At 40.7% G+C, this 23,793-nt stretch carries 21 protein-coding genes; 14 read left to right on the top strand and 7 right to left on the bottom strand.

The window, feature by feature from the left end; translation table 11 throughout:
- Positions 1-153 precede the first annotated feature (153 nt).
- The 8 genes from NQT69_RS11085 to NQT69_RS11050 all read left to right on the top strand — a co-directional run bounded on the left by NQT69_RS11085 (position 154) and on the right by NQT69_RS11050 (position 10,218).
- Entirely contained in the window at positions 154-4,890 is a 4,737-nt protein-coding gene (locus tag NQT69_RS11085; protein ID WP_256827732.1) for a PAS domain-containing protein, read from the top strand.
- Positions 4,891-5,382 carry a GNAT family N-acetyltransferase gene (locus NQT69_RS11080; protein ID WP_256827731.1) on the top strand — a complete coding sequence of 164 codons (492 nt, stop codon included), beginning with the start codon at positions 4,891-4,893 and terminating at the stop codon, positions 5,380-5,382.
- A gap of 92 nt (positions 5,383-5,474) precedes the next feature.
- A complete protein-coding gene (locus NQT69_RS11075) occupies positions 5,475-5,981 on the top strand; it encodes a hypothetical protein (RefSeq protein WP_256827730.1) in 507 nt (168 codons plus the stop codon).
- A 31-nt stretch (positions 5,982-6,012) separates the two neighbouring features.
- Positions 6,013-6,624, top strand: coding sequence for a superoxide dismutase (locus NQT69_RS11070; RefSeq protein WP_256827729.1), 612 nt, complete (start codon positions 6,013-6,015; stop codon positions 6,622-6,624).
- Between the two features lie 76 nt (positions 6,625-6,700).
- Positions 6,701-8,062, top strand: a complete 1,362-nt coding sequence (locus tag NQT69_RS11065; protein ID WP_256827728.1) for a DNA-3-methyladenine glycosylase 2 family protein — start codon at positions 6,701-6,703, stop codon at positions 8,060-8,062.
- Complete coding sequence (locus tag NQT69_RS11060; RefSeq protein ID WP_256827727.1) at positions 8,059-8,544, top strand: methylated-DNA--[protein]-cysteine S-methyltransferase; 486 nt, start codon at positions 8,059-8,061, stop codon at positions 8,542-8,544. Before NQT69_RS11065 ends, NQT69_RS11060 begins: the two co-directional genes overlap by 4 nt.
- Positions 8,545-8,625: 81 nt before the next feature.
- Positions 8,626-9,438, top strand: coding sequence for a transporter substrate-binding domain-containing protein (locus NQT69_RS11055; protein WP_256827726.1), 813 nt, complete (start codon positions 8,626-8,628; stop codon positions 9,436-9,438).
- A gap of 195 nt (positions 9,439-9,633) precedes the next feature.
- Entirely contained in the window at positions 9,634-10,218 is a 585-nt protein-coding gene (locus NQT69_RS11050; protein ID WP_256827725.1) for a thymidine kinase, read from the top strand.
- On the opposite strand, the gene ltaE is transcribed toward NQT69_RS11050, so the two are convergent.
- The gene (gene ltaE / locus NQT69_RS11045; protein ID WP_256827724.1) at positions 10,201-11,208 is read right to left on the bottom strand and encodes a low-specificity L-threonine aldolase; all 1,008 of its coding nucleotides are present in this window, start codon (positions 11,206-11,208) and stop codon (positions 10,201-10,203) included. The two genes, NQT69_RS11050 and ltaE, sit on opposite strands and share 18 nt — an antisense overlap.
- A gap of 10 nt (positions 11,209-11,218) precedes the next feature.
- Positions 11,219-12,154 (bottom strand): 23S rRNA (adenine(1618)-N(6))-methyltransferase RlmF, encoded by a 936-nt coding sequence (gene rlmF, locus NQT69_RS11040; RefSeq protein WP_256827723.1) that lies wholly within the window; start codon positions 12,152-12,154, stop codon positions 11,219-11,221.
- A gap of 134 nt (positions 12,155-12,288) precedes the next feature.
- Between rlmF and NQT69_RS11035 the strand changes: the two genes are divergently transcribed.
- Positions 12,289-13,188 (top strand): alpha/beta fold hydrolase, encoded by a 900-nt coding sequence (locus NQT69_RS11035; protein WP_256827722.1) that lies wholly within the window; start codon positions 12,289-12,291, stop codon positions 13,186-13,188.
- Here the strand turns inward: NQT69_RS11035 and NQT69_RS11030 are convergent.
- From NQT69_RS11030 to NQT69_RS11020, 3 genes are all read right to left on the bottom strand, one after another.
- On the bottom strand, positions 13,166-14,608 hold the full coding sequence (locus NQT69_RS11030) for a tetratricopeptide repeat-containing sulfotransferase family protein (protein ID WP_256827721.1): 1,443 nt from the start codon (positions 14,606-14,608) through the stop codon (positions 13,166-13,168). The genes NQT69_RS11035 and NQT69_RS11030 overlap by 23 nt on opposite strands.
- 104 nt (positions 14,609-14,712) lie before the next feature.
- Entirely contained in the window at positions 14,713-17,292 is a 2,580-nt protein-coding gene (locus tag NQT69_RS11025) for a TonB-dependent receptor plug domain-containing protein (RefSeq protein ID WP_256827720.1), read from the bottom strand.
- Between the two features lie 315 nt (positions 17,293-17,607).
- Entirely contained in the window at positions 17,608-17,778 is a 171-nt protein-coding gene (locus NQT69_RS11020; RefSeq protein WP_256827719.1) for an oxidoreductase-like domain-containing protein, read from the bottom strand.
- Positions 17,779-17,892: 114 nt separating this feature from the next.
- Here NQT69_RS11020 and NQT69_RS11015 point away from each other — a divergent pair, with 114 nt between their 5' ends.
- Positions 17,893-18,318, top strand: a complete 426-nt coding sequence (locus NQT69_RS11015; protein ID WP_256827718.1) for a hypothetical protein — start codon at positions 17,893-17,895, stop codon at positions 18,316-18,318.
- Positions 18,319-18,414: 96 nt separating this feature from the next.
- The gene (locus NQT69_RS11010; RefSeq protein ID WP_256827717.1) at positions 18,415-19,785 is read left to right on the top strand and encodes a leucyl aminopeptidase family protein; all 1,371 of its coding nucleotides are present in this window, start codon (positions 18,415-18,417) and stop codon (positions 19,783-19,785) included.
- Here the strand turns inward: NQT69_RS11010 and gloA2 are convergent.
- A complete protein-coding gene (gloA2, locus tag NQT69_RS11005; RefSeq protein ID WP_256827716.1) occupies positions 19,770-20,159 on the bottom strand; it encodes an SMU1112c/YaeR family gloxylase I-like metalloprotein in 390 nt (129 codons plus the stop codon). The two genes, NQT69_RS11010 and gloA2, sit on opposite strands and share 16 nt — an antisense overlap.
- 54 nt (positions 20,160-20,213) lie before the next feature.
- Entirely contained in the window at positions 20,214-21,287 is a 1,074-nt protein-coding gene (locus NQT69_RS11000) for a ketoacyl-ACP synthase III (RefSeq protein ID WP_256827715.1), read from the bottom strand.
- 233 nt (positions 21,288-21,520) lie between these two features.
- Between NQT69_RS11000 and NQT69_RS10995 the strand changes: the two genes are divergently transcribed.
- The 3 genes from NQT69_RS10995 to NQT69_RS10985 are packed head-to-tail and all read left to right on the top strand — an operon-like array spanning position 21,521 to position 23,715.
- A complete protein-coding gene (locus NQT69_RS10995) occupies positions 21,521-21,925 on the top strand; it encodes a nuclear transport factor 2 family protein (RefSeq protein WP_256827714.1) in 405 nt (134 codons plus the stop codon).
- 36 nt (positions 21,926-21,961) lie between these two features.
- Positions 21,962-23,185 (top strand): sensor histidine kinase, encoded by a 1,224-nt coding sequence (locus tag NQT69_RS10990; protein WP_256828063.1) that lies wholly within the window; start codon positions 21,962-21,964, stop codon positions 23,183-23,185.
- Positions 23,185-23,715, top strand: coding sequence for a response regulator transcription factor (locus NQT69_RS10985; RefSeq protein ID WP_256827713.1), 531 nt, complete (start codon positions 23,185-23,187; stop codon positions 23,713-23,715). The genes NQT69_RS10990 and NQT69_RS10985 overlap by 1 nt, the downstream gene beginning before the upstream one ends.
- The last annotated feature ends 78 nt before the right edge of the window (positions 23,716-23,793 follow it).

Genomic DNA, 23,793 nt, shown 5'->3' with positions numbered 1-23,793 from the left:
GAGAGTAAAATTTACAATGCAGTGAATGGCTTATAAAACGGGTTGTAAAGTGAGAGTGCAATTTATAACACAAGGCGCATAAACTTGCGTCCTGTGTTATTTAGTGCATTATTAGTTAGATATAGATGGAAAAGGTTTTGGTTAAAAATAACAATGCAAAAAAATCAGAGTAATTATAAAGGCCAATCTATCCGCAGTAAGTTGATAGTTACGTTTATTATTATTTCTTTAGTGCCTTTATGTTTGCTTTCTTGGTTTAGTTTTAACCATGTTACCCAGTCTTTAGAACAAAATGCTGAAGTAGAGCTTAAAGAGTTAAGCCATATCGGTAAGCAATTTGCTGATATATGGTTTACTGATCATGTTAAAGATATTTATTTATTAAGCGATCAACTCCAGCACAATCAGTTAGAAAAACAATTGTTTATTGATAAATTTGTCGCGCGATACGAGTTTGTTGATAATATTCATATATTGTTTGATCCGCAAAATACGCCTAGCCCACGAACTAACGGGCAATTTACGCAGTTAAATCAAGATCAACTTATCGCCATGCTGGCTAAGTTAGAACAAGGCGAAAGAAGCGTATTTATTTCCAGCTCAGAGCCCGTGGCACAGCACTTTATTGGCGTAGCAATACATGATGAGCAACAAAAATTGACCTCCATTGTGTTGGTTACAGTTAATTTTCAGGGACTGTTGACGAGTTTAGAAAGTATTCATGAAGCAAACCCCAGCTTAAACTTTTACCTTGTTAAAAACGGAGCTATTCAAGGAACAAATCAAGCTTTGAGCTTCATTGCTGGCAGTGAGAACCCTGAAACACACCAGGGGGTATTTACATATTCTAAAAATACCAATGAATTATATTATGCCATTTTAACTGAGCTTAACTTTGCCGATGCGAAAGGCTGGCAGCTACTTGTTGAAAAACCAAGTGATGTTATGTTGTTAAGTGCAAGGCAGTATAAACGAATTGCAGTAATCACTAGTAGTTTAGCACTGATGACCATTTTGATATTGTCGTTGTGGTTTGCACGGCGATTATCACGGCCATTAGTGCAACTAGCGAAAGCAACAGAAAACATAACGAATGGAACTCAAGAGCATGTACCAATTTTAACTGATAGTGCTGAGCTACATCAGTTATCTATCGATCTTGAGTTGCTAGTTAACAGTAAAGAGCAACAGCAAGCGCGTTTACAGCAACAAAGTGATGCCCTAAAACATGCTTTAAAACAATTAACTGAACAAAAAAATGCTTTAGATGAGCACGCCATTGTGGCTATTACTGACATCAAAGGCAGTATTACATTTGTTAATAATAAATTTTGTGAAATTAGTGGTTACAGTGAAGCTGAGTTGCTGGGGCAAAATCACCGTATGCTGAATTCAGGCAGACACACTAAAAGCTTTTTTAAAGGAATGTATAAAACTTTAAAACAAGGCAAAGTGTGGCATGGGCAAATATGTAATAAAGCTAAAAATGGCGCTTATTATTGGGTCGATACCACCATTTTACCTTTTTTTGATGAACAGGGTCACGCACAAAGTTATATTGCCGTACGTACCGATATTACCGCATTAAAGCATCAAGAAATTGAACTTGAGCAACACAAAACCCAATTGCAACTTGTGCTCGACAGTACCGCTGTAGGGGTGTGGGATTGGTATATAGACACCGATAAGGTTTACTTTAACAATCGATGGGCTGAAATAATAGGTTACACGTTAGCGGAGCTCGAGCCAACCGATATTAATACTTGGCAAGACAATGCCCACCCAGATGACCTTATAGTGTCAGAGCAAAAGCTGACGGAGCACTTTTGTGGTCATACTGATTACTATGTTGCTGAGTCGAGAATGAAGCATAAAAATGGTCAGTGGATCTGGATTTTAGATACCGGCCGTGTTGTTGAATGGAATACGGATGGTACGCCAAAACGTATGATCGGTACCCACTTAGACATTACCGAGCGTAAAGAGATCGAAACCCAATTACAACAAGGGCGGGATCGGTTTGCATCGCTGGTTGAAAATATCCCGGGCATTGTCTATCGCTGCAAATATGACGAGCAATGGACCATGCTTTATATGAGTGACCAAACAAAAACGATTACAGGCTATGAACCTCATGATTTGGTTAATAACTATCACCTTGAATTTGCTCAGTTAATTCATCCAGATGATGCCGCTAAAGTGGAACAAGAAGTTGCCAAGCAAATAGCGTTACAGCAGCCTTGGTCTATCGAATACCGGTTAATTGCATCGGACTCAAGCACGCACTGGGTACATGAAAAAGGCCAAGCAGTGTTTGATGATTCGTCGAATGTGCTCTACCTTGATGGATTTATTTTAGATATTACCGAGCAATATAATACCCAATCGCAGTTGTATCGTCAGCAAAGCCTACTTGAAACCATGAGTAAACAAGGGCAAATCGGTGCTTGGGAAGTTGATTTAGAGCGTGCAAAAATCTATTGGTCAGAAGAAGTTAAAGCAATTCATGAAGTGTCAGATGATTATCAACCTAAAATTGAACAAGCGCTGGATTTTTATAAAGAAGGAATGCACCGAGATAAAATTAGTGAGCTATTTGAAAAGGCCGTTGCAGATGGGCAAAGTTGGGAAGTCGAACTGATTATAATTACTAAAACAGGTAAAGAGCGTTGGGTTAAATCAATAGGGCAAGCTGAGTTTTCAGAGGGTAAATGCATTCGTGTTTATGGCTCTTTTCAAAATATTGATACGTATAAACGCCTTGAATTAGAAAGTATTAAAGCAAATCAGTATAACAAAAACTTAGCCAGCCTAACGGTATCACCGCAAATACTCTCTGGTAATTTTAGTAAGGTAAAAGATTTAGTTGCGCAATCCATGTGCGAAGTACTGAATGTACAACGAGCATCAGTGTGGTTGTTTGATTCGAATAACCAAGAAATGCACTGCATGAGTTTATACAGTGCCGAAGAAGGCGTGCAGCAGCAAAGCTTTGTGTTAAAAGTAGATGAATATCCAAGTTATTATAAAACGATTTTTGCCCAAGGCTTATTAGGCATTAACAATGTTAATACCCATCCCGCTACGGTTGAGTTTATTAAAGATTACACTTCGCCTTTAAATATTAAGTCGATTCTCGATGCCGTAATCTCTACGGGTGATGGGATTTTGGGGGTGATTTGTGCTGAGAGTGTGGGTGAATACCGGGCTTGGAGTCAGAACGAAGAAACTTATTTACGTTCACTTGCTACCCTTGTTGGCAGTGTATTAATGTCGCAAAACCAAAAAGAAACCGCTGAAGAATTAAAAGTTGCATTGGCAAAAGCGAATGATGCTGCATTGGCGAAAAGCCAGTTTTTGGCAACCATGAGTCATGAAATTCGAACACCAATGAACGGTGTTTTAGGGATGTTAGAGCTAATAGAGCTGGAGCCGTTAAACAAGCCAGTACAAACGAAGGTTTCGATTGCGAAAAATAGCGCTCATTCTTTGTTGTCGGTGATCAACGACATTTTAGACTTTTCTAAAGTAGAAGCAGGAAAAATCGAGCTAGAGAGCATTAACTTTAATGCGTGTGATTTATTAGGCCAAGTGGCTGAATCGCAAGCTTTACGGGCACAAGAAAAGAACATAGAGATTATTCTTGATGTTGTTGGTGTGGTTCCTGCTGATCTTAGAGGCGATCCAGGGCGGATCCGCCAAGTACTGACAAACTTAATCAGTAATGCTGTTAAGTTTACCCAACAAGGCGAGGTTGTTATAACCGCTAATTTAGCGCGTTTAGATGAGCAGTATCAGTTAACTATTTCGGTTAAAGACTCAGGGATAGGGATTGATAGTGCAAAACAAAAAGACTTATTTAGCCCATTTTCGCAAGTCGATGCTTCAACAACCCGTGAGTATGGCGGTACAGGGCTTGGTCTCGCTATCTGTAAGCAACTTTGTGAGCTTATGGGTGGCTCAGTGAGTGTTACCAGTGAAGTCGGTAAAGGCAGTGAGTTTACCGCTAGTGTTATGTTACTACCAGGAGTTGAAACTCAACAAAGTATTCCTCGTATCGATATGGAACAGCTGAGTATTCTAGTGGTTGATGACAATGAAACAAACCGGATAGTGATCAGCCAGCAATTAGAACACTGGGGAGCAAACGTTGAGCTTGCCTGCGATGCAAATCAAGCTATCCGTTTATGCAAAAGTCGTGTTAGTGACAATTTACCGCTTTATGATATTGCAGTCCTTGATATGCAAATGCCTGACATTGATGGCATCGAATTATGTCGAATATTAAAAGCAGATGAAGCATTTAAGGCTATGCCATTAGTGATGATGACCAGTATAGCGGGCATGGAAGGGGCGCAGCGCTACAGTGATGCCGGTTTTCAGGCATACTTTCCTAAACCTATCACAACGGCGGATCTTATTTCTGCGATGGCAGTGATCGCAAATAACAGCGATGAAACTGATCTACCGCTTGTTACTTCAAGCTACATTTCATCGTTACGCAGTATTAATAAGAATAATTATATCCTGCTAGTGGAAGATAACCCAATCAATCAACAAGTCGCTAAGCTAATGTTAAGTAAGCTAAACTATCAAGTGACTTTGGCTGAAAATGGGCAACAAGCATTGTCTATATTAGCAAAGGTGCCCGGCGACCATTTTGCTTTGGTATTGATGGATTGCCAAATGCCTATAATGGATGGGTTTGATGCCACTCGTGCGATTCGCGCAGGTGAAGCCGGTTATAAACATCAAGATATTACCATTATTGCGCTGACGGCTAATGCCATGGATACCGATCGCGATTACTGTTTAGCCACCGGTATGAATGATTATTTAGCCAAACCAATTCAATTAGATATATTAAAAGAGAAACTCGAGCAATTTTAAATGAATAACACACAGACAATCACAATTAGAGATGCACAGCCATCAGATGCAGCAACCATTTTGCACTTTATTAACGAACTTGCCATTTATGAAAAAGAACCTGATGCAGTAAAAACTGATGAGCAAGCAATTTTAAAAACCTTGTTTAGTGAAGGGGCAACAGCACACAGCATTATTTGTTTAGACGGTGATGAAGCCATTGGCTTTGCCGTGTACTTTTATAACTACTCTACTTGGCTTGGTAAAAACGGTTTGTATTTAGAAGATTTGTACGTAAGCCCAGATAGTAGAGGTAAAGGGGCCGGTAAACTGATAATGAAACACTTAGCTCGTCAGGCGATCAGTAAAGATTGTGGCCGTTTTGAATGGGTTGTTTTAGATTGGAATCAACCAGCTATTGATTTTTATAACAGTATTAATGCCAAGCCACAGGATGAATGGATTATTTACCGACTCGCTGGGCAAGAGTTAATTGAGTTTGCTGAAAGATAAAGGTTAAGATCAATATAAATAAAAATCATTTGCATTAAGTTGTGTTGGTGTGTAGATTAAGCGCATCAATATAATTTTGTGCAGGTGATTAAATGCCACGCCCTCAACTGAATGATAGTTTAAACTTACCACAAGTCGATCAAGCACTTAGTCCTTGGCAATCAAATATCATGGCTGGTAATTATGCGTTTGAGCGTGGTGCGTTACTAGAAGCTAGGGATAAGTACACCACAGCGCATACACTCGCAGCTCACCTTTTAAGCCAATTTAGTAAAGCAAAAGTATGTCAATCGGTGATTGGGGCGATAGAGCACTGTTGCCCTGCATTAGTGGTTGCTGCACATAACCTTGCAGATACTTATCGAGCTATGAATCAATGTGAACAAGCATGTAAATGGCTGTGTGATGTTCACCTTACCTTGAGCGATTTAATAAAGCATCCGTGTAATACAGTGCGCACTGTTGTAGTGCATCACCACCATAAGACTTATTTAGAGTTAGTACAATTTGCAAAATTGCACAGTCATCACCCGCACCTGATTGAAAAAATAAATCACACTTTAAGTTATTCACCTGATCAACCTGCAACCTTGCATTGATCAATCACCCATAAGCCTTAAAGGAGCAATCATGGCATACACACTTCCTCCGTTACCATACGAATATGATGCGTTAGAGCCTCACATAGACGCCAAAACCATGGAGATTCATCATACACTGCATCATCAAACATATATTAATAAAGCAAATGCAGCGCTTGAAGATACACATTATGCAGAGCAAGACACTGAAACCTTGCTTCGTAAAATAAGCACTTTGCCGCAATCATTGCAAAAGGCAGTGCAAGAGCATGCAGGTGGACATAATAACCACTCGTTATTTTGGACAGTGATGAGTCCAAATGGAGGTGGAGAACCACAAGGCGAATTAGCGCAAGCCATTAATACTGCATTTTCAGATTTTGAAAGCTTTAAAACGCAATTTACTAATGCTGCTGTCAGTCGTTTCGGCAGTGGTTGGGCATGGCTTAGTGTTACCGCTAATAAAGAGTTGGTGGTAGAAAGTAGTTTAAATCAAGACAGTCCATTAATGCATGGCAATACACCTATTTTGGGCTTAGATGTATGGGAACATGCTTATTACTTGAAGTATCAAAACCGCCGCCCAGAATACATAGCTGCATTTTACAATGTTATTAATTGGGATGAAGTACAGCGACGTTATGATGCGGCAATAGGATAAGTGCCGAAAACGGCTAGTAAACTGTTATTTTTCGCGTAAGCTAGTTGTTAGAAGCAGTTAGTTTGAGCATTAATTTATGGATACCAGCCATTGGCAACGTGCCCGTCAAAGCCGTGATCATCGTTTTGACGGGCTGTTTTTTATTGCAGTGAAAAGCACCGGCATTTATTGTCGGCCAATATGTCCCGCCCCAACCGCAAAAGAACATAACGTAGAGTATTTTCAGTATGCTCATAGTGCAGCACTCGCTGGTTTTAGACCCTGTATTCGTTGTCGCCCAGATAGCGCCCCAGGCAGCAGCGCGTGGCAAGGCACACAAACCACAGCCTTACGGGCAAAAGCTCTCATTGATAGTAACTTTAGCCAGCCGCAAAGTTGTGAACAATTGGCTGAGCGTTTAGGGATCACCAGTCGTTACTTACGCCGTTTATTTCATCAACATTTTGGTATTTCAGTTACTCAATATCGTTTATTTAATCAATGCCATTTTGCTAAAACGTTATTGCAAGAAACCAGTTTACCTGTATCTGAGATTGCCTTCGCAGCGGGTTTTAACAGTATTCGTCGTTTTAATGATGCATTTTTACAGCAGCTACATATATGCCCAAGTAAAATGCGAACCAAGTCAAAGCCCAATACCAGCAAAATAACGCTAAAGTTGCCTTTTAGGCCGCCTTATAATTGGTTAGCACTACAGCAATTTTTAGCAAAAAGATTGATTGCACCGATTGAGTGGTTATCCGACATTAGCTATGGCCGTAGTTTTAAGACTGAGCAATATCATGGTCAGTTTACGGCCACATTTGTAAAAGATAAGCATTATTTTTCAGTGGAAATAGACATAAGTGATCCCCGCTTTTTGCATCCTATATTGACCAATATACGCCGTGTACTTGATTTAGATGCAGATACAGCCCTGATAGAACAACATTTGAACACCCATATTCACGGCGCTTTTAAGTTGACAGAGGGCTTACGTTTACCGGGTATTTGGTCTGCTTTTGAAGCAGGAATGCGGGCAGTGTTAGGGCAGCAAGTTAGCGTGAGTGCTGCCCATAACTTAGTCACGAAGTTAGTTAGTGAGTTGGGTGAAAAAGACCAAGCGCGTGTTTATTTCCCTACACCCTCATCGGTAGCTACAAGTGAATTGAGCTTTTTTAAAATGCCACAGGCGCGTAAAAATGCACTGATTAACTTAGCTAACTTTTGTCAACAACACCCGAATTGTACGGACTTAGATCAATGGCTGGCATTAAAAGGTATCGGCCCGTGGACGGTTAATTACGCTAAGTTACGGGGGCAAAGTCAGCCAGACATCTTACTTGATGGTGATTTAGGTGTTAAAAAAGCGCAAGCAAATGCCTCAGCTTTTGAGAGCGGGGCATGTTCACCATTTCGTAGTTATTTAACTTTTCAACTATGGCAACAACTTATATGAATACAACACCACACACTATTCAAACGCAGATAATGAGCCCGCTTGATAATGTTATTATTCAAGCAACAACCAAAGGTGTGAGTTATGTTGGCTTTTATCCACCCACGCAATACCCTGAAACAAGTATTGAGCAAGTCACTAACCTTCACATTCTTGAATGTGCAAAGCAGCTCGAGCAGTATTTTAATAAACAACGACAGAGTTTTTCATTAAGTTTGGATACCCAAGGAACCGAGTTTCAACAAGCTGTTTGGCAAGCATTAATAGCAGTACCTTATGGTAAGACGCAAAGCTATAGTGATATCGCAATTGCATTAAATAATCCTAAAGCTGTCAGAGCCGTTGGTGCTGCAAATGGCAAAAATCCAATCAGTATTATCGTTCCTTGCCATCGTATTATCGGCGCCAGTGGAAAATTAACCGGCTATGCCGGTGGCTTAAAGCGTAAACAGTGGCTGCTAGAACATGAGGGGATTTTATAAAATTATCGAACTTTTAAATTTAAGGTCTACACTCTAAAGAGACATAACTAATTACAGTTGATTTAGAAGGGTGAGTGTAGGATGAAAAGCTCATTACATGCTTTTATTTTAATTAATTTATTTGTTTTTAATTTTTCGGTATTTGCGACTACAGAACTAAAATTTTGTTATGAAGATAAACAGGTTGCCCCTTTATTTATAGGGGCAGGGCAGACAATTGCGCTGCATGAACCTGGCGCCGTATTAGAGTTAATACGTCAATTAGATAAAAAACTCTCAAGTATTAAAATTAGCTATCAACGAAAGCCTTGGCAACAGTGTGTGAACGATCTAAAAAACAATCGTATTGACGCAGTTATTGCTAGTTACGGCAAAGGTCGAGAGCGTTTTGCGGTGTTCCCTACGACTCAACATAATACCCCTGATACCAGCCGTGCTTTGAATCAAGTTAGCAGTTGTTTAGTCGGAGGGGAGAAGTTTAGAGAGCAATGGCGAACCCGCGAAATCTTCCAGCAAAGAGCCTTTACACTTGCGTTACCAAACGGTTATGGCTTATCAAACACCCTTGAAAAAGAACCGTTTTTTATTCACTACACCCATTCTCGCGATAAAGCCTTTGAACTGGTGGACAAAGGCGTGGTAGATGCCACCGTCGAGATTTGTAAAATTGGTGATATTGAAATCACCAATTTTGCTAACAGTAACTACGATTTACAAGCTATCTACCCTCCTTATGAACTACAGCATGGCTACTTGGTTTTTTCGCAGCAGTTCTATAAGCAAAATAAAGGGTTAAGTAAACAGATTTGGCAAAAAGTAAGCACATTAGATAGCGCTAAGTTATTGATTGACTACTTTAGTAATATGTCTGATACAAAGTATGCAAAGAATTGATTAGGACGATATTACTTTGGTTAGTTAAAACTGACGTCAAGTTTGACTGTAAAGGGGCATTACAGTACAGGCTTATATTATCAACCAAGACTTAAAGCACTTTATACATTCTTGATCTAATAAAATGAGTGATGAAAGAGCGAATATGCGCTAGCATACTTGCTCTTTTTATGGATTTCAGTTCAAGGTAACTAGATGGCTCAGCTGTATTTTTATTATTCTGCAATGAATGCAGGTAAATCAACCACATTACTTCAATCAGCATTTAATTATCGTGAACGCGGCATGGAACCAGTTATATTAACAGCGGCTATTGATGACAGAGCTGGAGTTGGGGTCGTATCATCACGGATTGGTTTACAAGCAGACGCGCATATTTTTGATGCGGATAAAGATGTATTTGAGCTTATCAAAAGCTTAAACAGTGAACAAAAACGCCATTGTGTATTAGTTGATGAGTGCCAATTTTTATCTAAACAGCAAGTGTTACAGCTGACTGATGTTGTTGATGAACTCGGTATACCGGTTTTATGTTATGGCTTACGTAATGACTTTAGAGGCGAGCTATTTACTGGTTCACAGTATCTTTTAGCATGGGCCGATAAACTTATTGAGCTTAAAACCGTGTGTCATTGTGGGCGTAAAGCGAATCATGTGTTGCGTACAGATGAGCACGGTGAAGCCATTGCTGATGGCGACCAAGTGGAAATTGGTGGTAATAATCGCTATGTCTCTGTGTGTCGTAAACACTATAAAGCGGCGTTAAATCTCAGCCGCTAATGCATGTATAAATGTATCGATTGATTCTCTAGTGATACCCAAGTGTGTCACTAAACGAAGCGGTGCACCTGGCGAAAACAGTATATTTTGAGTTGCTAAGCGTTGACTGATAGCTACTAGATCAATCTCATTATCGACATTAGCATAGACGATATTAGTTTCAACGCTACCAGGCTCTACATGAAAACCACAAAGGGTATTCAGTTGAGTAGCTAAATACTGTGCATTGTTATGATCATCCGATAACCGTTTTGTATTATGTTCAAGCGCATACTGCCCAGCTGCTGCTAACATACCTGCTTGGCGCATGCCTCCACCAAGCACTTTACGCCAACGCCGAGCTTTTGTTATAAGGGCTTCATCACCAAGAAGAATAGAGCCAACAGGGGCACCAAGTCCTTTAGATAAGCACACTGAAACAGAATCAAAGTATTGTGTAATTTCTCTAATATCAACTCCAAGTTTAATGGCTGCATTATAGACTCGAGCCCCGTCGAGATGCAGGGAAAGTTGATACTCGTCAACAAAATCCCGTGCAGATTTAAGGTAATCCAGACTCAATACTTGACCGCCTATGGTGTTTTCAAGGCTGACTAGCTTGGTTTTTGCAAAATGGAAGTCATCAGCTTTAATGGCTGCTTTCACTTTAGTTAAGCACAGGCTTCCATCTTTTTCATTTTCAATTGGTTGGGGTTGGATTGAACCGAGAACAGCTGCACCACCTCCTTCAAATTGATAATTATGGGCACGTTGGCCGCAAATGTACTCGTCACCGCGTTCGCAATGGGCCATCAGGGCAAGTAGGTTGGCTTGCGTACCTGAACTACAAAACAGGGCGCTGGCAAATCCATGGCGTTGTGCTGCAAATTGTTCGAGGGCATTGACACTGGGATCATCGCCGTACACATCATCACCTAAAGGTGCGTTGTGCATCACTTCACGCATAGTTTTACAAGGTTGGGTTACGGTATCCGAACGAAAATCAATCATGCTGTATTCCTTATAAACTTAACTCTTGGCATATCTCTTCACGAGTGGCTTGTTCAAAATAGCTCCAAGCAATGAAGCGGCTCACTTTTTGACCTTGTGCCATGTCGATTATTTTAACCTCTGCGACCGGATGTTTACTCAGCTCCTGTTGTAATACACTGAGCGTTTCTTTTTTTGACACAAGCGATGTAAACCACAAGCATTGCTCTGCAAACTCATTACTTTCTTTGATCATGGTGGAAATAAATTGGGCTTCACCTCCTTCACACCAAAGCTCATTATTTTGACCACCAAAATTTAAGTCTGACTTAGGTGCTTTACCGAGATTGCGCCATTTACGTTCAGTTCCTTGCGCTGCAGCCTCAAAGCTTGCATGAAAAGGAGGGTTGCACAGTGTTAAATGAAAGAGGTCTTTGGCGTTGATCACACCGTTGAAAATATGCTCAGGATGCTTTTGCAGTTTAATGTTGATCTTACGGTTATTAAATTGCGCTAACTGCTTGGCAAGTTTTACGGATGTCGGATCAATATCACTTGCGGTGAATGCCCAGTTATATTCTGCAGTACCTGTAAGCGGATAGACTAAGCTTGCGCCCGTGCCAATATCAAGCACTTTTACTTGTTTACCAGTGGGGATCGTGCCTTGATTATCTGCGCTGAGTAAGTCTGCTAGATAATGAATATAATCAACACGCCCAGGGATCGGTGGACATAAGTTGTGCTCAGGAAAATCCCAAAATTCAACATCATAATAGGCTTTTAATAAAGCTTGATTGAGTGTTTTAACTGCTTTGTTATCGCTAAAGTCGATACTTGTTTGTTTTGCTGGTGTCTCAATTAAAAAAGTAGATAAGGCAGGCTCTTTAGCTGTTAAAAGCGTAAAGTCATAGCCTTGATTATGGCGATTACGAGGGTGTAACTTTGATTTTTTTGACGAGACTTTCATTATTGATTACTAGCTGAGTACACAAGTCGTTAGTTTAACAGATTAAGAAACCGAGGGTAATTTTAAACTGCCATATTACAGGCGTTGCTGGTAGGATGAGTTAAAATGAGCACATAATAACAATAGGCTGCATTATGACAATTAAACAAGAATCTGTTTATATTCAATTAAGCGAGCAACAAACGCTGCATTTAAGGCGCATATATAACGATGAAAAAATCGGACCCGCGGTTTTATTTGTGCATGGGGCTGTAGAGAATGGCAAAATATTTTATACCCACAGTAATAAAGGCTTGGCTCCATATTTAGCTGAGCAGGGGTATGTTTGCTATGTTGCGGATTTACGCGGTCGAGGAGAGAGTAAACCAGCTATTTCAAAGTATGCTCAATATGGTCAAACCGAAGCCATTATTGAAGATATACCCGCGTTCATTGCTAAAATTACTGAGCTTGAAGGTAAGGCTCCTGCGTATTGGGTGGCTCACTCTTGGGGCGGCGTACTAATGAATAGTGTATTTGCTCGCTACCCTGAGTATATTAATGATGTGAAAGCCTGTGCCTACTTTGGTACTAAGCGTTCGTTGTACAATCATCATCCTAAAAAATACCTGCAAGGGAATCTAATTTGGTATTTCTTAGCACCTATTTTAGCGAAAAAGCACGGTTACTTACCGGCAAAACGTTTAAAGTGGGGCAGTGATGATGAAACGAAAAAATCTCATTATCAAAGCATGCAGTGGGCAAAAAGACAGCCTTGGGTGGATTCTGATGACGGCTTTGATTACGCTAAAATTGTCGGTGATTTACAGTTACCACCGACACTGCATATTGCAGGGGTAAAAGATAAAGCCCTTGCTCAGCCTATTGATATTCAAAAATTTATTGATGAATCGGGCAAAGGTGTGCAAAAACTACAAATTTATGGTCGTAAGCATGGTCATAAACATGACTATGACCATATCAATATGCTGACCCACCCAAGCGCTAAGCTGGATCAATTTACTGATTTAGTTAATTGGTTTGCGACGCATTAAGTAAGTTACGTAGTGTTGCTTCAAAACGCTTATACTGCTCAGTTGCTTTGGTGTTTATCGGCTCACGAACAGCGCCTTTACTGAGCGTACTAACGGGTTGCTTCGATTTATAAAAATCTAAGCAACCTGCTTCGTATTCACACCCTAAAAAATTAAAAACGTGCTGTAAAGTTTCTTTCGGCTGGTTTACTAGCTGCTCGTACTGCAATGTGAAAATTGAGTCTGAAAACGCCATATGCCAATGCTGCATAAGGTTTTGGTATAAGCTGTAATAAGTTTTAAATTCAGGTAATGAACAAAAATAGGGTTCGTTTTCGCCAAAGTAATTACTAAAAACCGACCAAGCTGTTGCATCAAAGCCGCGTTGCATATCAATAAACTTGGCGTTCGGGTAAAGCAATTTGATCAGTCCCAGCGACTGATAATTAGCAGGTAATTTATTGACCATAAAGGCACGTATAGATTTGGCCTGTTTGAGCCGCTGGGTGTAAATCTCCCTTGCTTGCATTATTACAGAGGGGGTGAGTGCTGATAAGCATTCAGGATAGGGCAGCTTGGTTTTATGTTCAATAAAAGGCACAACATCTCGGCTGATTGTACTATCTTCACCTATGGTGGCAAATTCGCTATGAGTTGCAAGTATTTGTTCAAGTAGGGTTGAGCCGCTACGGGGCATACCGATAATAAATACTGGCGTTAGGGTCGCTGTAAAATTACTGTGATCTGATTGGAATAGTTCTATAGGGTGATGTTGTTTTATGTGCTCATAAAACTCAGCGAGTTGCGCTGTTTTAAAGTCAGTTAATTGAAATTGCAATTTGTTGGCTAAAATATAATAGTTTGCCGCTTGCTCAAGATCATTTAGCTTGTCATAACTTTTCGCTAAGGCGTAATAACACACCATTTTTAAGCGTAAATTATTGGTTTGTGTGAGCAAGTGGTGCAAATTACTGATGTAATTATGCTGCTCGTCAAAGCGGCCTAATTGCACTAACTCGTAAAGTATATAAGCTGTGACTGGGTAAAGTCCGATACTGAGTGCTTGAGCGAATGTCGTATGGGCTTTATCGAGTTCGCCATAGGTCAAATAATGTTGTGCAAGGTAGTAATGTGGCTCAGGGTGGTTGCTTGCAATTGATTTTGCGTATTCAAGCACGGTCAGAGCATCTGCTGGTGAATTGACCCCGTTAAATGCATCAGCAAGGGCATGCAGCGGTTCAAGCATATTAGGTAAATGCTCGCAGGCCCGTTGTAATAAGTACACGGCTGCATCAAAGCGTTCGAGTCGTAATGCTATTCGGCCTAAGCCAAAAAGCGCATTGCCGTTGTTTGGATCTGTTTTGAGCAGGGTTTTAAAATGAAACTCCGCCTCTTTTAAACGGTTGTCGGCAAGTAATTGGTTCGCTTTTTCAAGTAGCATACGTCACTGTATTTGGATTTTTAGTCTTATTTGTTCATTTAATATAAAACGAAAAAGGCGAAATGTCTTGAGCATTTCGCCTATCTTTTATTACTTAGTCTTGCTTAAAAGGTATACGTTGCTTTCACGTAGTAAAAACCGCCATTAATACCATAAGGTGATGTTTCATAGTATTTCCCACCCCAGTTATTATTAGGAATGCCTGTACTATCATAGAAATCAAGTTCTTCAGCATCTTGGTCTAGCAAGTTTTGTGCGCCGACCGAGAAACTGATCTCTTCATTTAAGAAGTAAGTAATTTCAGCATCTAATGTTACGGCAGCATCAGCGGTTTTAGCTGTAGCATCGTAGTCGACGTGTACTCCTTGATATTCACCATAGTAGTTTAAGCGAGTAAACGCAGAAAAGCTTTCCCACTGTTGTGCCCAGCTTAGCGTTGCTCGGTGATTTGGTAAGTCATTTTCTAAGCGGCTTACTTTAAATGCACCAGTTATATCACTTGAGCGTGTTACTTCGGTGTCGTTCCAGTTATAGGCAAGGCTAAAGGTCGAGCTACCACCGAGTAAATCTGCAGCATAGTTTGCAACGAGGTCAACCCCTTGAGTTGTTGTATCAAAGTCATTGGTAAAGAAACTAACTTGCGCCAGGCTTTGTACATTTGCCACGCCAGCAGCTTCCAAAGTATCTTTATCTTCTTGACTAAGCTCAATTTTATCTGATTGACTAATTCGATCATCTACCTGAATATTATAGTAATCAATCGTTAAGAAAAGGTCGCCAATTGTGTATACCGCACCAAATGTATAACTTTGTGACTCTTCGGGTTCAAGCTCTGTACCACCTAACTGCACTGCGATAGGGTTAGTGGGTGGTAATAATGCTGAATCTACCAATACACCACTGCTTAGGTTGGTTTGTACATTACTTACATTTGCTTGGCCAACGGTCGGAGCTCTAAATCCGGTGCTAATTGAACCACGAATATTTAAATCTTCAGTAACATGGTATTGGCCTGTTAATTTATAATTAGTGGTTGAGCCAAAGGTATCATAATCTTCAAAGCGCAGGGCTAAGCCTACTAAGAAGTCTTCGGTGAAAGGTGCTTCGACATCAACATAGGCTGCATAGTTGCGACGGGTATACTCCCCTGCATCCGATGGTTTAAAACCAGGGAAACCATTTGAGCCGATACCAAAACCTTGATCAGTTAATGGGCCTGCGGTAAATGATGCTTCATCACCCGATGTTACTGTGAAGGTTTCTTCATGCCACTCTAAGCCACCGGCCATATTTACGTCGTATGCTAAACCCCAATCAAAGCCTTTTGATAAATCAAAATTAAAGTTTTTCTCAAGCTGCGAGTATTTACCAGGGCTAAAGTCTCGAGGGCTATCTGGACCTAAAGATGCGTTGATCGTATCATAGATAAAGTAACGTGATTCGTTTAAACCCACAGTACCGCTTAAATCATAAAAAGCCCCTTCTAGCATACCGCCAGTGAACTCACCTTTAGTACCCATGGTTAGTGAGGTATCAGTGATATTACCGCCAAAGTTAGGTGTAAAGCCACCAGGAAGCATTTCGTTAAACGCGAAACAATCAGGGTTATTTGCAACTTGATTAATATAATCAGGATTGTCTAATACATTATCGTCGATCATTATATCTGTAGGGCAGTTACCGCTCATATCACCTGTTAAATCACCAACTAATAGAGTTTGACCTTCATCATTGGAATATGCACCAGGGCGCGTGTGTGGGTTACGATAATAAAAACCACCACGTACATCACGCTCAGAATAATTACCAAACATATAAAACTCAGAGTCGTTAGTAAGCTCTAAGCCAACGTTACCAAAAATTGAAATATCATCATCAACTTCAGGTGCACCCCAAACTTGTGCTAATGATGAAACCTCAGGCACGCCCGCAGCGGCAAGTGCAGCAGCATCTGCACGCTGTACAGAACGACTTGTCGCATCGGCAGTCTTGTATTGAAAGCTCAGGTTGGCAAAGCCATTATCTGTAAAAGGTAGGCCAATGTTGCCTGAGATTTGCGTTGTATCTCCATCGCCTTCGTAGTATTCACCTTGGCGTACTTCAAAGCTTCCGCCTTCTGAGGCATCTTTGAGTACAAAGTTCATTACACCAGCAATGGCATCTGAACCATATTGCGCTGCAGCACCGTCACGTAACACTTCTACTTGCTTAAGCGCGATGCTAGGGATCACTGAAATGTCCGCACCTTGTGCGCCATCATTTATACCACCGCCCAAAAAGGCAATAACAGATGCACGGTGTCGACGTTTGCCATTGAGTAGCACAAGAGTACTGTCTGATGGCAAGCCCCTTAAGTTAGCAGGACGTACCAGTGAAGCGGCGTCACTGATAGGGTTTTGATGTACATTAAACGAAGGTACAGAGCCCTTTAAAAGCTCTAGCATATCAGTGTTACCTGATTTACCAAGTTCCTCCCCACCGATAATATCGATAGGAACGGGTGAATCGCCAATGGAACGCGGTGCAGAACGAGTACCTACGACTGCAATTTTTTCGACGTGTTTATTTACTTCGGTTTTTTCAGCTTCTTCAGCCAGCACATGGCCGGATATAAACAGACTTGCCGTGGTCGTTGCTAAAGCAAATTTTACAGCTTGATTCAATATGTTGTTTTTAAATTTCATTCTAATTTCCCCAGTTAGAATTATTGTAATTATAACACCAATAGATCCAGTAAGACTTTAAGGTGTTATTTATTTATACATATTGTTAATCAATTGTTCAAGGTGTTATAAATATTGGTTTTTTTTGTTGTTTGTATAGAGGAAAATTAAATTTGATTAACCTAGTTGATAAATAACGATTTTATTTGAGCGGCTTTAATGGTGAGGCGGTTTTTTGAACATAAATAGCTATTTTTTAAATGAAAAAAATTTCTAATTGTTATAACTTCAGCTTTTGAAATCGGTTAGATCAAAGTCTAGCCGATTTAGTTATTGCTATTGAGTTGGTGAGAGCGAGTTATTATCACGCCATTGTTTTAAGGCTGCACGGTACTCGTCCCATACACATGGGCAACAACTGCCACCGCCACAGCATTCATCAGAGGCGGGTCTTTGTGGTTTATCATTTGGCTGAAAAGTAGCTATAGTATTGTTGTCAGTCTGCATAGTAGTAAGTAATCAGAGTTTAGGTTAAGTATTTTCAGTGGATTAACAACGAGTATATCACAGCAAATATAAATACTGCTTTGTGAACACGACCAGCTATGTGAAAATACCTCTATGCGACTATATAAATTAATTCATCGAGCACCTTTTCGGGTGGCAAAAATCAGCAAAAAACGCCAGCAATTGCGTTTTAAGCGTTCTATGGTGGCATTAAAAATTGCACTCGCTCAAGAAAAGCAAGAAACCAAGGAAATGCTCACCATCTACCGTCGCTATACCCAAGGTGATGTGAGTAAAGAAGACTTGAGTAAAGCGAATGCGCAATTCGTAGATATTTTAAAGGGCTTAGGTTTGGGGGTATTTGCTATACTGCCTTTTGCTCCAGTTACTATTCCGTTAGTGGTAAAGTTAGGCCAATATGTGGGGGTTGAGGTACTGCCTAGCTCTTTTAATATTAATAAGCCACTAAAAGAAATAGACCAAAAAATAGCCGAAGAAGAAAAGAAACAGCAAACCCCACCACCTTCTGTAAAAAAATAATGCCATTTATCATTATTTGATACCTGCTTAGCTATACCTTTTAATTAGGGTTATTGGTATGCTAACACTCAAACAATTTTAACAATGAGTCATTTAATGAGTGCATTAATTCTTCATACTTCTTCAGGAATTCCCTTATCTTTTATTACTAGAAGTGACTTAGCTAATTGGCAGCAACAGCAATCCACATTTTTACAAAGTTGGTTAGTAAGCTGTGATTTCCAAAAGCAAGGTATTGCCTTGGTTGTCGATGAAAAAACAGGAAAACTAGGACATGTGTATTGCCTCGTTAACAGCTATGATGATTTTTGGTTGGCCGGCGAGTTAGCCACTAAATTACCGGGTGGCTGTTATCAAATTAAAGGTCTTGACGAAAAGCTAGAACAAATTGCGTTAGGTTTTATGCTCGGTGGTTATGAGTTTAGTGAATATAAAGCTAAAGGTGCGGCCAGAGCACAATTAGCTATTGCAGATAAAGGCATGTATGAGCGCTTAAACCAGCAAGCGAGTGCCATTAATTTAGTGCGCGATTTGGTTAACACGCCAGCGGCCGACATGATGCCACAGCATTTATCACAAGTTATGACCGACTTAGCTAGCACCTATCAAGGTGAATTTAGCGAATGGGTTGGCGATGAATTACTTGAGCAAAACTACCCAACAATCCATATGGTCGGACGTGCGAGTGAAAACAAGCCGCGTTTACTTGACTTAAAATGGGGCGATGAAAATGCGCCATTAATTACACTTGTTGGTAAAGGCGTTTGTTTTGACTCTGGTGGTCTGGATTTAAAACCAAGTTCAGGTATGCGTAACATGAAAAAAGACATGGGCGGGGCTGCCCATGTAATTGGTTTAGCGCAACTCATCATGGCGGCAAATTTACCTGTGCGTTTACGTGTACTTGTTCCTGCTGTTGAAAATGCAGTGTCACGAAACGCATTTAGACCAGGTGATGTGATCAAAACACGTAAAGGGATTATGGTTGAAATTGATAATACAGACGCTGAAGGGCGTTTAGTGTTATGTGATGCATTAACAGAAGCACAAAATGATGAGCCAGAATTACTGATTGATTTTGCAACCCTGACTGGTGCGTGTCGCGTGGCCTTAGGTACTGAGCTACCAGGATTTTTCTCTACGAGCCGCGATGTTGCAAACGGTATTGTTGATTCAGGTATGAGTGTAAGCGATCCGGTATGGCAACTTCCTTTATTTGAACAATACACAAGCTTTCTAAAAAGCGATGTTGCAGATATGGCTAACTGTGCCAGCACACCTTTCGGTGGTGCCATAACTGCCGCTTTATATTTAAAAGAGTTCGTAGAGCCTACCACCGACTGGGTGCACTTTGATGTGATGGCGTGGAACTTACGCTCATTACCGGGTCGACCTGTAGGTGGTGAAGCTTTAGGTATTCGTGCGGTATTTAATTATTTAGCAAGTCGTTTTCACTCAGCTTCATAAAGCTCTAGTGGTAAATCATCGGGATCGGCGAAAAATGTAAACCGTTTCCCGGTGATTTCATCCACTCTTATTTGTTCCACTATTACACTATTGTGTTCTAAATAAGCTTTCGCTTGGTCAATATTAGCGACAGCAAAAGCAAGGTGTCTTAACCCTTGAGCCTCTGGGTAACTAGGCCTTTTAGGCGCTCCACTAAATGAAAATAACTCTATTTGGCTGCCATCAGGTAACGCTAAATCTAACTTGTAAGAATCACGTTCAGCCCGATATTGTTCGTGAATTATAGGTAGCTTGAGTATTTGAGTATAAAAATGCTTAGTCCGTTGGTAGTCGCTACAAATAATAGCAACGTGGTGGATCGCAAGTAGTTCCATATCTGTCCAATAAAAAAAGCGCGAAAATCGCGCTTTATTCTAAATGTTTAGCAATTAATCAGTGTTTTTACATGCAGCTACGGCAGCTGCAACAAGCTCTAGGCCAGTTTTATCACATGCCGGTAAAGTGGCATCACTGGTGCTAATAGGCGTCACTCGTTCGCCCCACTTTATGTAACTTGCGGCCCAGGTTAACCCTGCACCAAATGCAGCAGACATAATATTAGCATGAGGCTTAATTAAACCTTGTTCAACAGCTTCACATAGTGCGATAGCGATAGTGGCAGCCGATGTGTTGCCATATTCGCCAATATTTACCATTACTTTCTCATCAGTCACTTTAAGACGCTGTTGAATTGCTTGGATGATACGTAGATTTGCCTGGTGCGGTACTAGAACATCGATTTCTTCAAGGCTTAGATCGGCTTGGGTGAGAACGTCATCACAGGCTTCACTCATCCCTTTTACTGCACGCTTGAATATTTCACGGCCTTCGAATAGCAGATCTGACGGGCCTGCAGGGCTGTATTTATCGATATCACTACCGAAGTTGGTAATATGCAAAATATCGCGGTCTTCACTGTCGCAACCGATCTTGGTGGCAAGTAAACCAGCGGGTGTATCCGCAGCTTCTAAAACCACAGCTCCTGCGCCATCGCCAAATAATACAGCACTGTCGCGACGGTCCCAGTTGACATACCAAGTCATACGCTCAGCAGCAATCACCACCGCTTTTTTAATCATACCGGCCTGAATTTGAGCCGTTGCAGCTTGCATTGCGTACAAAAAGCCTGAGCAGGCCGCATTTGTATCCATCGCTGCGGCACCGACTGCACCGATATTTTTTTGTACCAATGACGCTGTGTTTGCCACCATGGTAGAAGGTGTACAAGTGGCTAACAAAACTAAATCTATATCTTTGGCATCAACCCCTGCACAGGCAATGGCATGTTGCGCTGCAACGGTTGCTAATTCAGCGGTACTTACGTGGCTAACTCGGCGCGCCTTTATGCCAGTGCGAGTTGTGATCCATTCGTCATTGGTATCAACAAGCTGGCTTATTTCATCGTTGCTAATGCGGGCTGGTGGAATGCACTTTCCCCAACCAGTAATATGTGCGTAAGACATAGTGTGTTCTCTTTTAGTGGTCAGACATCTGTCATCAATGGCGTGTTTTATACCAAAAATACAGTTATAAGACTAGTTTATAACTATGTTTAGATCGTAAATAGTGGTAATTAAACGTAATTTACGTTAATAGTAGTAGAAAACAGGCTAGCATGAAAAATAATAAATGCTTATATAATCTTTACCTTGATAGGATAGGTGCAATATGGCTATAAACAATCGTAAGGGCTGCTATGAGTAGCAAAATAAAGGCATCACTCTTTGACCATCTTATTGATGCCGAACGCCAGTTACTTGAGCCTGAAGTGCGTCAATCAGAGCAAGCCTTAGACGCGTTATTGGACGATGAGTTTATTGAAATTGCGGGTAATGGTACGGTGTTTAATAAATACCAAGTACTAACTCGTCTGCCTACCGAAGTTGTGCCACAGTTTTATAATCAGAACTTTAAAGGGCGCATGCTCAGTGAAAATATTGCTCAGCTGAGCTATCAAGCTGCTTATCGGCGTTCAGCCCGCGCCGAATTTAATTACTCTTTACGTATGTCACTTTGGCGTTATAGTGATTCGTCATGGAAAATGGTATTTCACCAAGGAACGCCATGTGCCGTATTTAATATTTCAATGGACGAAGATTAACTTTTAGCTTTAGGTTTTACTTTAATGGCATTTCTTATGCGAACTGACCCTGCAATTAGCCGCTTGTTAATGCTGCGAAGCGGGGCGATTGCAATTCAGTTGTTAGCCGTAATCGCGGTGTATTTTTTGTTTGAATACGCGATTCCACTATTTGAATTACTCCTTGTTATTTCGTTAGAAGCGGTATTTCAAATCTTAAGTGTATTTGCATATCGTAATGTGAGCAAAGCAAAAGAAATAGGCATGTTGATGCAATTGACAGCTGATGTTTTGTTCTTAAGTGTTTTGTTGTCCCTCAGTGGTGGCGCCACGAATGCATTTGTATCGTTATTGCTACTACCAATTATGATAGCAGCAGTGAGTGTCAGTGCAAAAGGACTGGCTTATATTGCAGTGCTGGCGATATCCGCTTACAGTTTATTGTTATACAAAATGCCACAACACAGTATGCATCATATGGATATGACCAGTCACTTCGTTGGCATGTGGGTTAACTTTGTGATCAGTGCCAGTGTAATTGCTTTGGTGATAGGTACGATGAATCGCGCACTTCACTCTAGAGAGCGAACCATTGCAAGTGTCCGTGAGAAGCAACTGCGCAACGAGCAGTTAGTAACACTTGATGGCGCTGCGGCACAGATCACCCATCAATTAGCCAGTCCAATTGCTAATTTGCAATTACTTTTTGAAGAATTACACGAAGAGCAACCCACTAACCCACTCGTAAATGAAATGCATAAACCGCTGATGCAGTGTGCGACTCAGTTAGATAGTTTTAGAGAGTTATCTGCACAGCTTAGAACTCAGTGTAATATTAGTGCGATTGCGTTACCTGATTTAGCGCAACAGATCCAAGATAGCATGCTGTTACAATACCCAGAACAGCAACTTATTTGGCAAAATAATACCCCTGTTGTTAATGTTAAAGCGGATGCTATGTTGTTGCCAGCGATATTAAATTTATTGCAAAATTCAGCAACAGCAAACCGACAAAATAAGCAAACACAATTATCTTTGAATTGGCAAATTAGCGATGCTGAGGCGAACTTGCTAATTCGTGATTATGGTGTTGGCTTTTCAAGTGAGCAGTTAACTCAGCTGGGTGGCCAAATCATGGCGAGCAACTCGGGTATGGGATTGGCGGTGTTGCTCTCTAATGTGACATTGGAGCGGTTAAATGGCTCTTTAACACTCTATAATCATCCCGAAGGTGGGGCTGTGGCTAAGGTGCAACTTGCCGTATTGAAAGATGAAAAATAATGAAACTGTTAATAATTGAAGATGATATAAATTTAGCAAATACGCTAGCAAGACGCCTAACTAAGTATGGTTTTGACTGCATCATAGCTAATGATGCGGCTCAAGCCTTGGTGCAATTAAATCAATACACACCAAACCACGTATTACTCGATATGAAGCTCGGTGATGATAACGGGTTGTTACTAATTAAACCAATAAAAGAATTAGTACCTAGCTGCCATATTGTATTACTAACAGGTTTTGCCAGCATTGCGAGCGCAGTTGAAGCCATACGTATTGGCGCAAATGATTACCTAACCAAACCAGTTGATATGGCTACGCTTATTAAAGCACTTGATATTGATGAACAATTAAAAACGGGTATTACAACAGCTCCTGGCACCGTGATGTCGGCTGAGCGGGTAGAGTGGGAACATATTCAGCAAGTGCTACATAGTAATCATGGGAATATTTCAGCAACGGCAAGGCAACTTAATATGCATAGACGCACCCTACAAAGGAAATTACAAAAAAAACCTGTTAAGCAATAAATAGCAAAGCGAAAGTGTTTACAGTGGCTTTTACAGCTCCACTAGGTTTGCTGTAATAGCATTCATTTACTAAAGTAA

Origin of the sequence: Pseudoalteromonas shioyasakiensis (assembly GCF_024518675.1) — a bacterium.
Taxonomy (GTDB): Bacteria; Pseudomonadota; Gammaproteobacteria; order Enterobacterales; family Alteromonadaceae; genus Pseudoalteromonas; species Pseudoalteromonas shioyasakiensis_B.
This window is presented reverse-complemented; position numbering and strand designations above follow the sequence as displayed.

Bases quoted from the DNA above. Each gene is read 5' to 3' on its own strand.
- NQT69_RS11085 (WP_256827732.1), top strand. From the start codon at position 154: ATGCAAAAAAATCAGAGTAATTATAAAGGCCAATCTATCCGCAGTAAG.
- NQT69_RS11080 (WP_256827731.1), top strand. From the start codon at position 4,891: ATGAATAACACACAGACAATCACAATTAGAGATGCACAGCCATCAGAT.
- NQT69_RS11075 (WP_256827730.1), top strand. From the start codon at position 5,475: ATGCCACGCCCTCAACTGAATGATAGTTTAAACTTACCACAAGTCGAT.
- NQT69_RS11070 (WP_256827729.1), top strand. From the start codon at position 6,013: ATGGCATACACACTTCCTCCGTTACCATACGAATATGATGCGTTAGAG.
- NQT69_RS11065 (WP_256827728.1), top strand. From the start codon at position 6,701: ATGGATACCAGCCATTGGCAACGTGCCCGTCAAAGCCGTGATCATCGT.
- NQT69_RS11060 (WP_256827727.1), top strand. From the start codon at position 8,059: ATGAATACAACACCACACACTATTCAAACGCAGATAATGAGCCCGCTT.
- NQT69_RS11055 (WP_256827726.1), top strand. From the start codon at position 8,626: ATGAAAAGCTCATTACATGCTTTTATTTTAATTAATTTATTTGTTTTT.
- NQT69_RS11050 (WP_256827725.1), top strand. From the start codon at position 9,634: ATGGCTCAGCTGTATTTTTATTATTCTGCAATGAATGCAGGTAAATCA.
- ltaE (WP_256827724.1), bottom strand. From the start codon at position 11,208: ATGATTGATTTTCGTTCGGATACCGTAACCCAACCTTGTAAAACTATG.
- rlmF (WP_256827723.1), bottom strand. From the start codon at position 12,154: ATGAAAGTCTCGTCAAAAAAATCAAAGTTACACCCTCGTAATCGCCAT.
- NQT69_RS11035 (WP_256827722.1), top strand. From the start codon at position 12,289: ATGACAATTAAACAAGAATCTGTTTATATTCAATTAAGCGAGCAACAA.
- NQT69_RS11030 (WP_256827721.1), bottom strand. From the start codon at position 14,608: ATGCTACTTGAAAAAGCGAACCAATTACTTGCCGACAACCGTTTAAAA.
- NQT69_RS11025 (WP_256827720.1), bottom strand. From the start codon at position 17,292: ATGAAATTTAAAAACAACATATTGAATCAAGCTGTAAAATTTGCTTTA.
- NQT69_RS11020 (WP_256827719.1), bottom strand. From the start codon at position 17,778: ATGCAGACTGACAACAATACTATAGCTACTTTTCAGCCAAATGATAAA.
- NQT69_RS11015 (WP_256827718.1), top strand. From the start codon at position 17,893: ATGCGACTATATAAATTAATTCATCGAGCACCTTTTCGGGTGGCAAAA.
- NQT69_RS11010 (WP_256827717.1), top strand. From the start codon at position 18,415: ATGAGTGCATTAATTCTTCATACTTCTTCAGGAATTCCCTTATCTTTT.
- gloA2 (WP_256827716.1), bottom strand. From the start codon at position 20,159: ATGGAACTACTTGCGATCCACCACGTTGCTATTATTTGTAGCGACTAC.
- NQT69_RS11000 (WP_256827715.1), bottom strand. From the start codon at position 21,287: ATGTCTTACGCACATATTACTGGTTGGGGAAAGTGCATTCCACCAGCC.
- NQT69_RS10995 (WP_256827714.1), top strand. From the start codon at position 21,521: ATGAGTAGCAAAATAAAGGCATCACTCTTTGACCATCTTATTGATGCC.
- NQT69_RS10990 (WP_256828063.1), top strand. From the start codon at position 21,962: ATGCGAACTGACCCTGCAATTAGCCGCTTGTTAATGCTGCGAAGCGGG.
- NQT69_RS10985 (WP_256827713.1), top strand. From the start codon at position 23,185: ATGAAACTGTTAATAATTGAAGATGATATAAATTTAGCAAATACGCTA.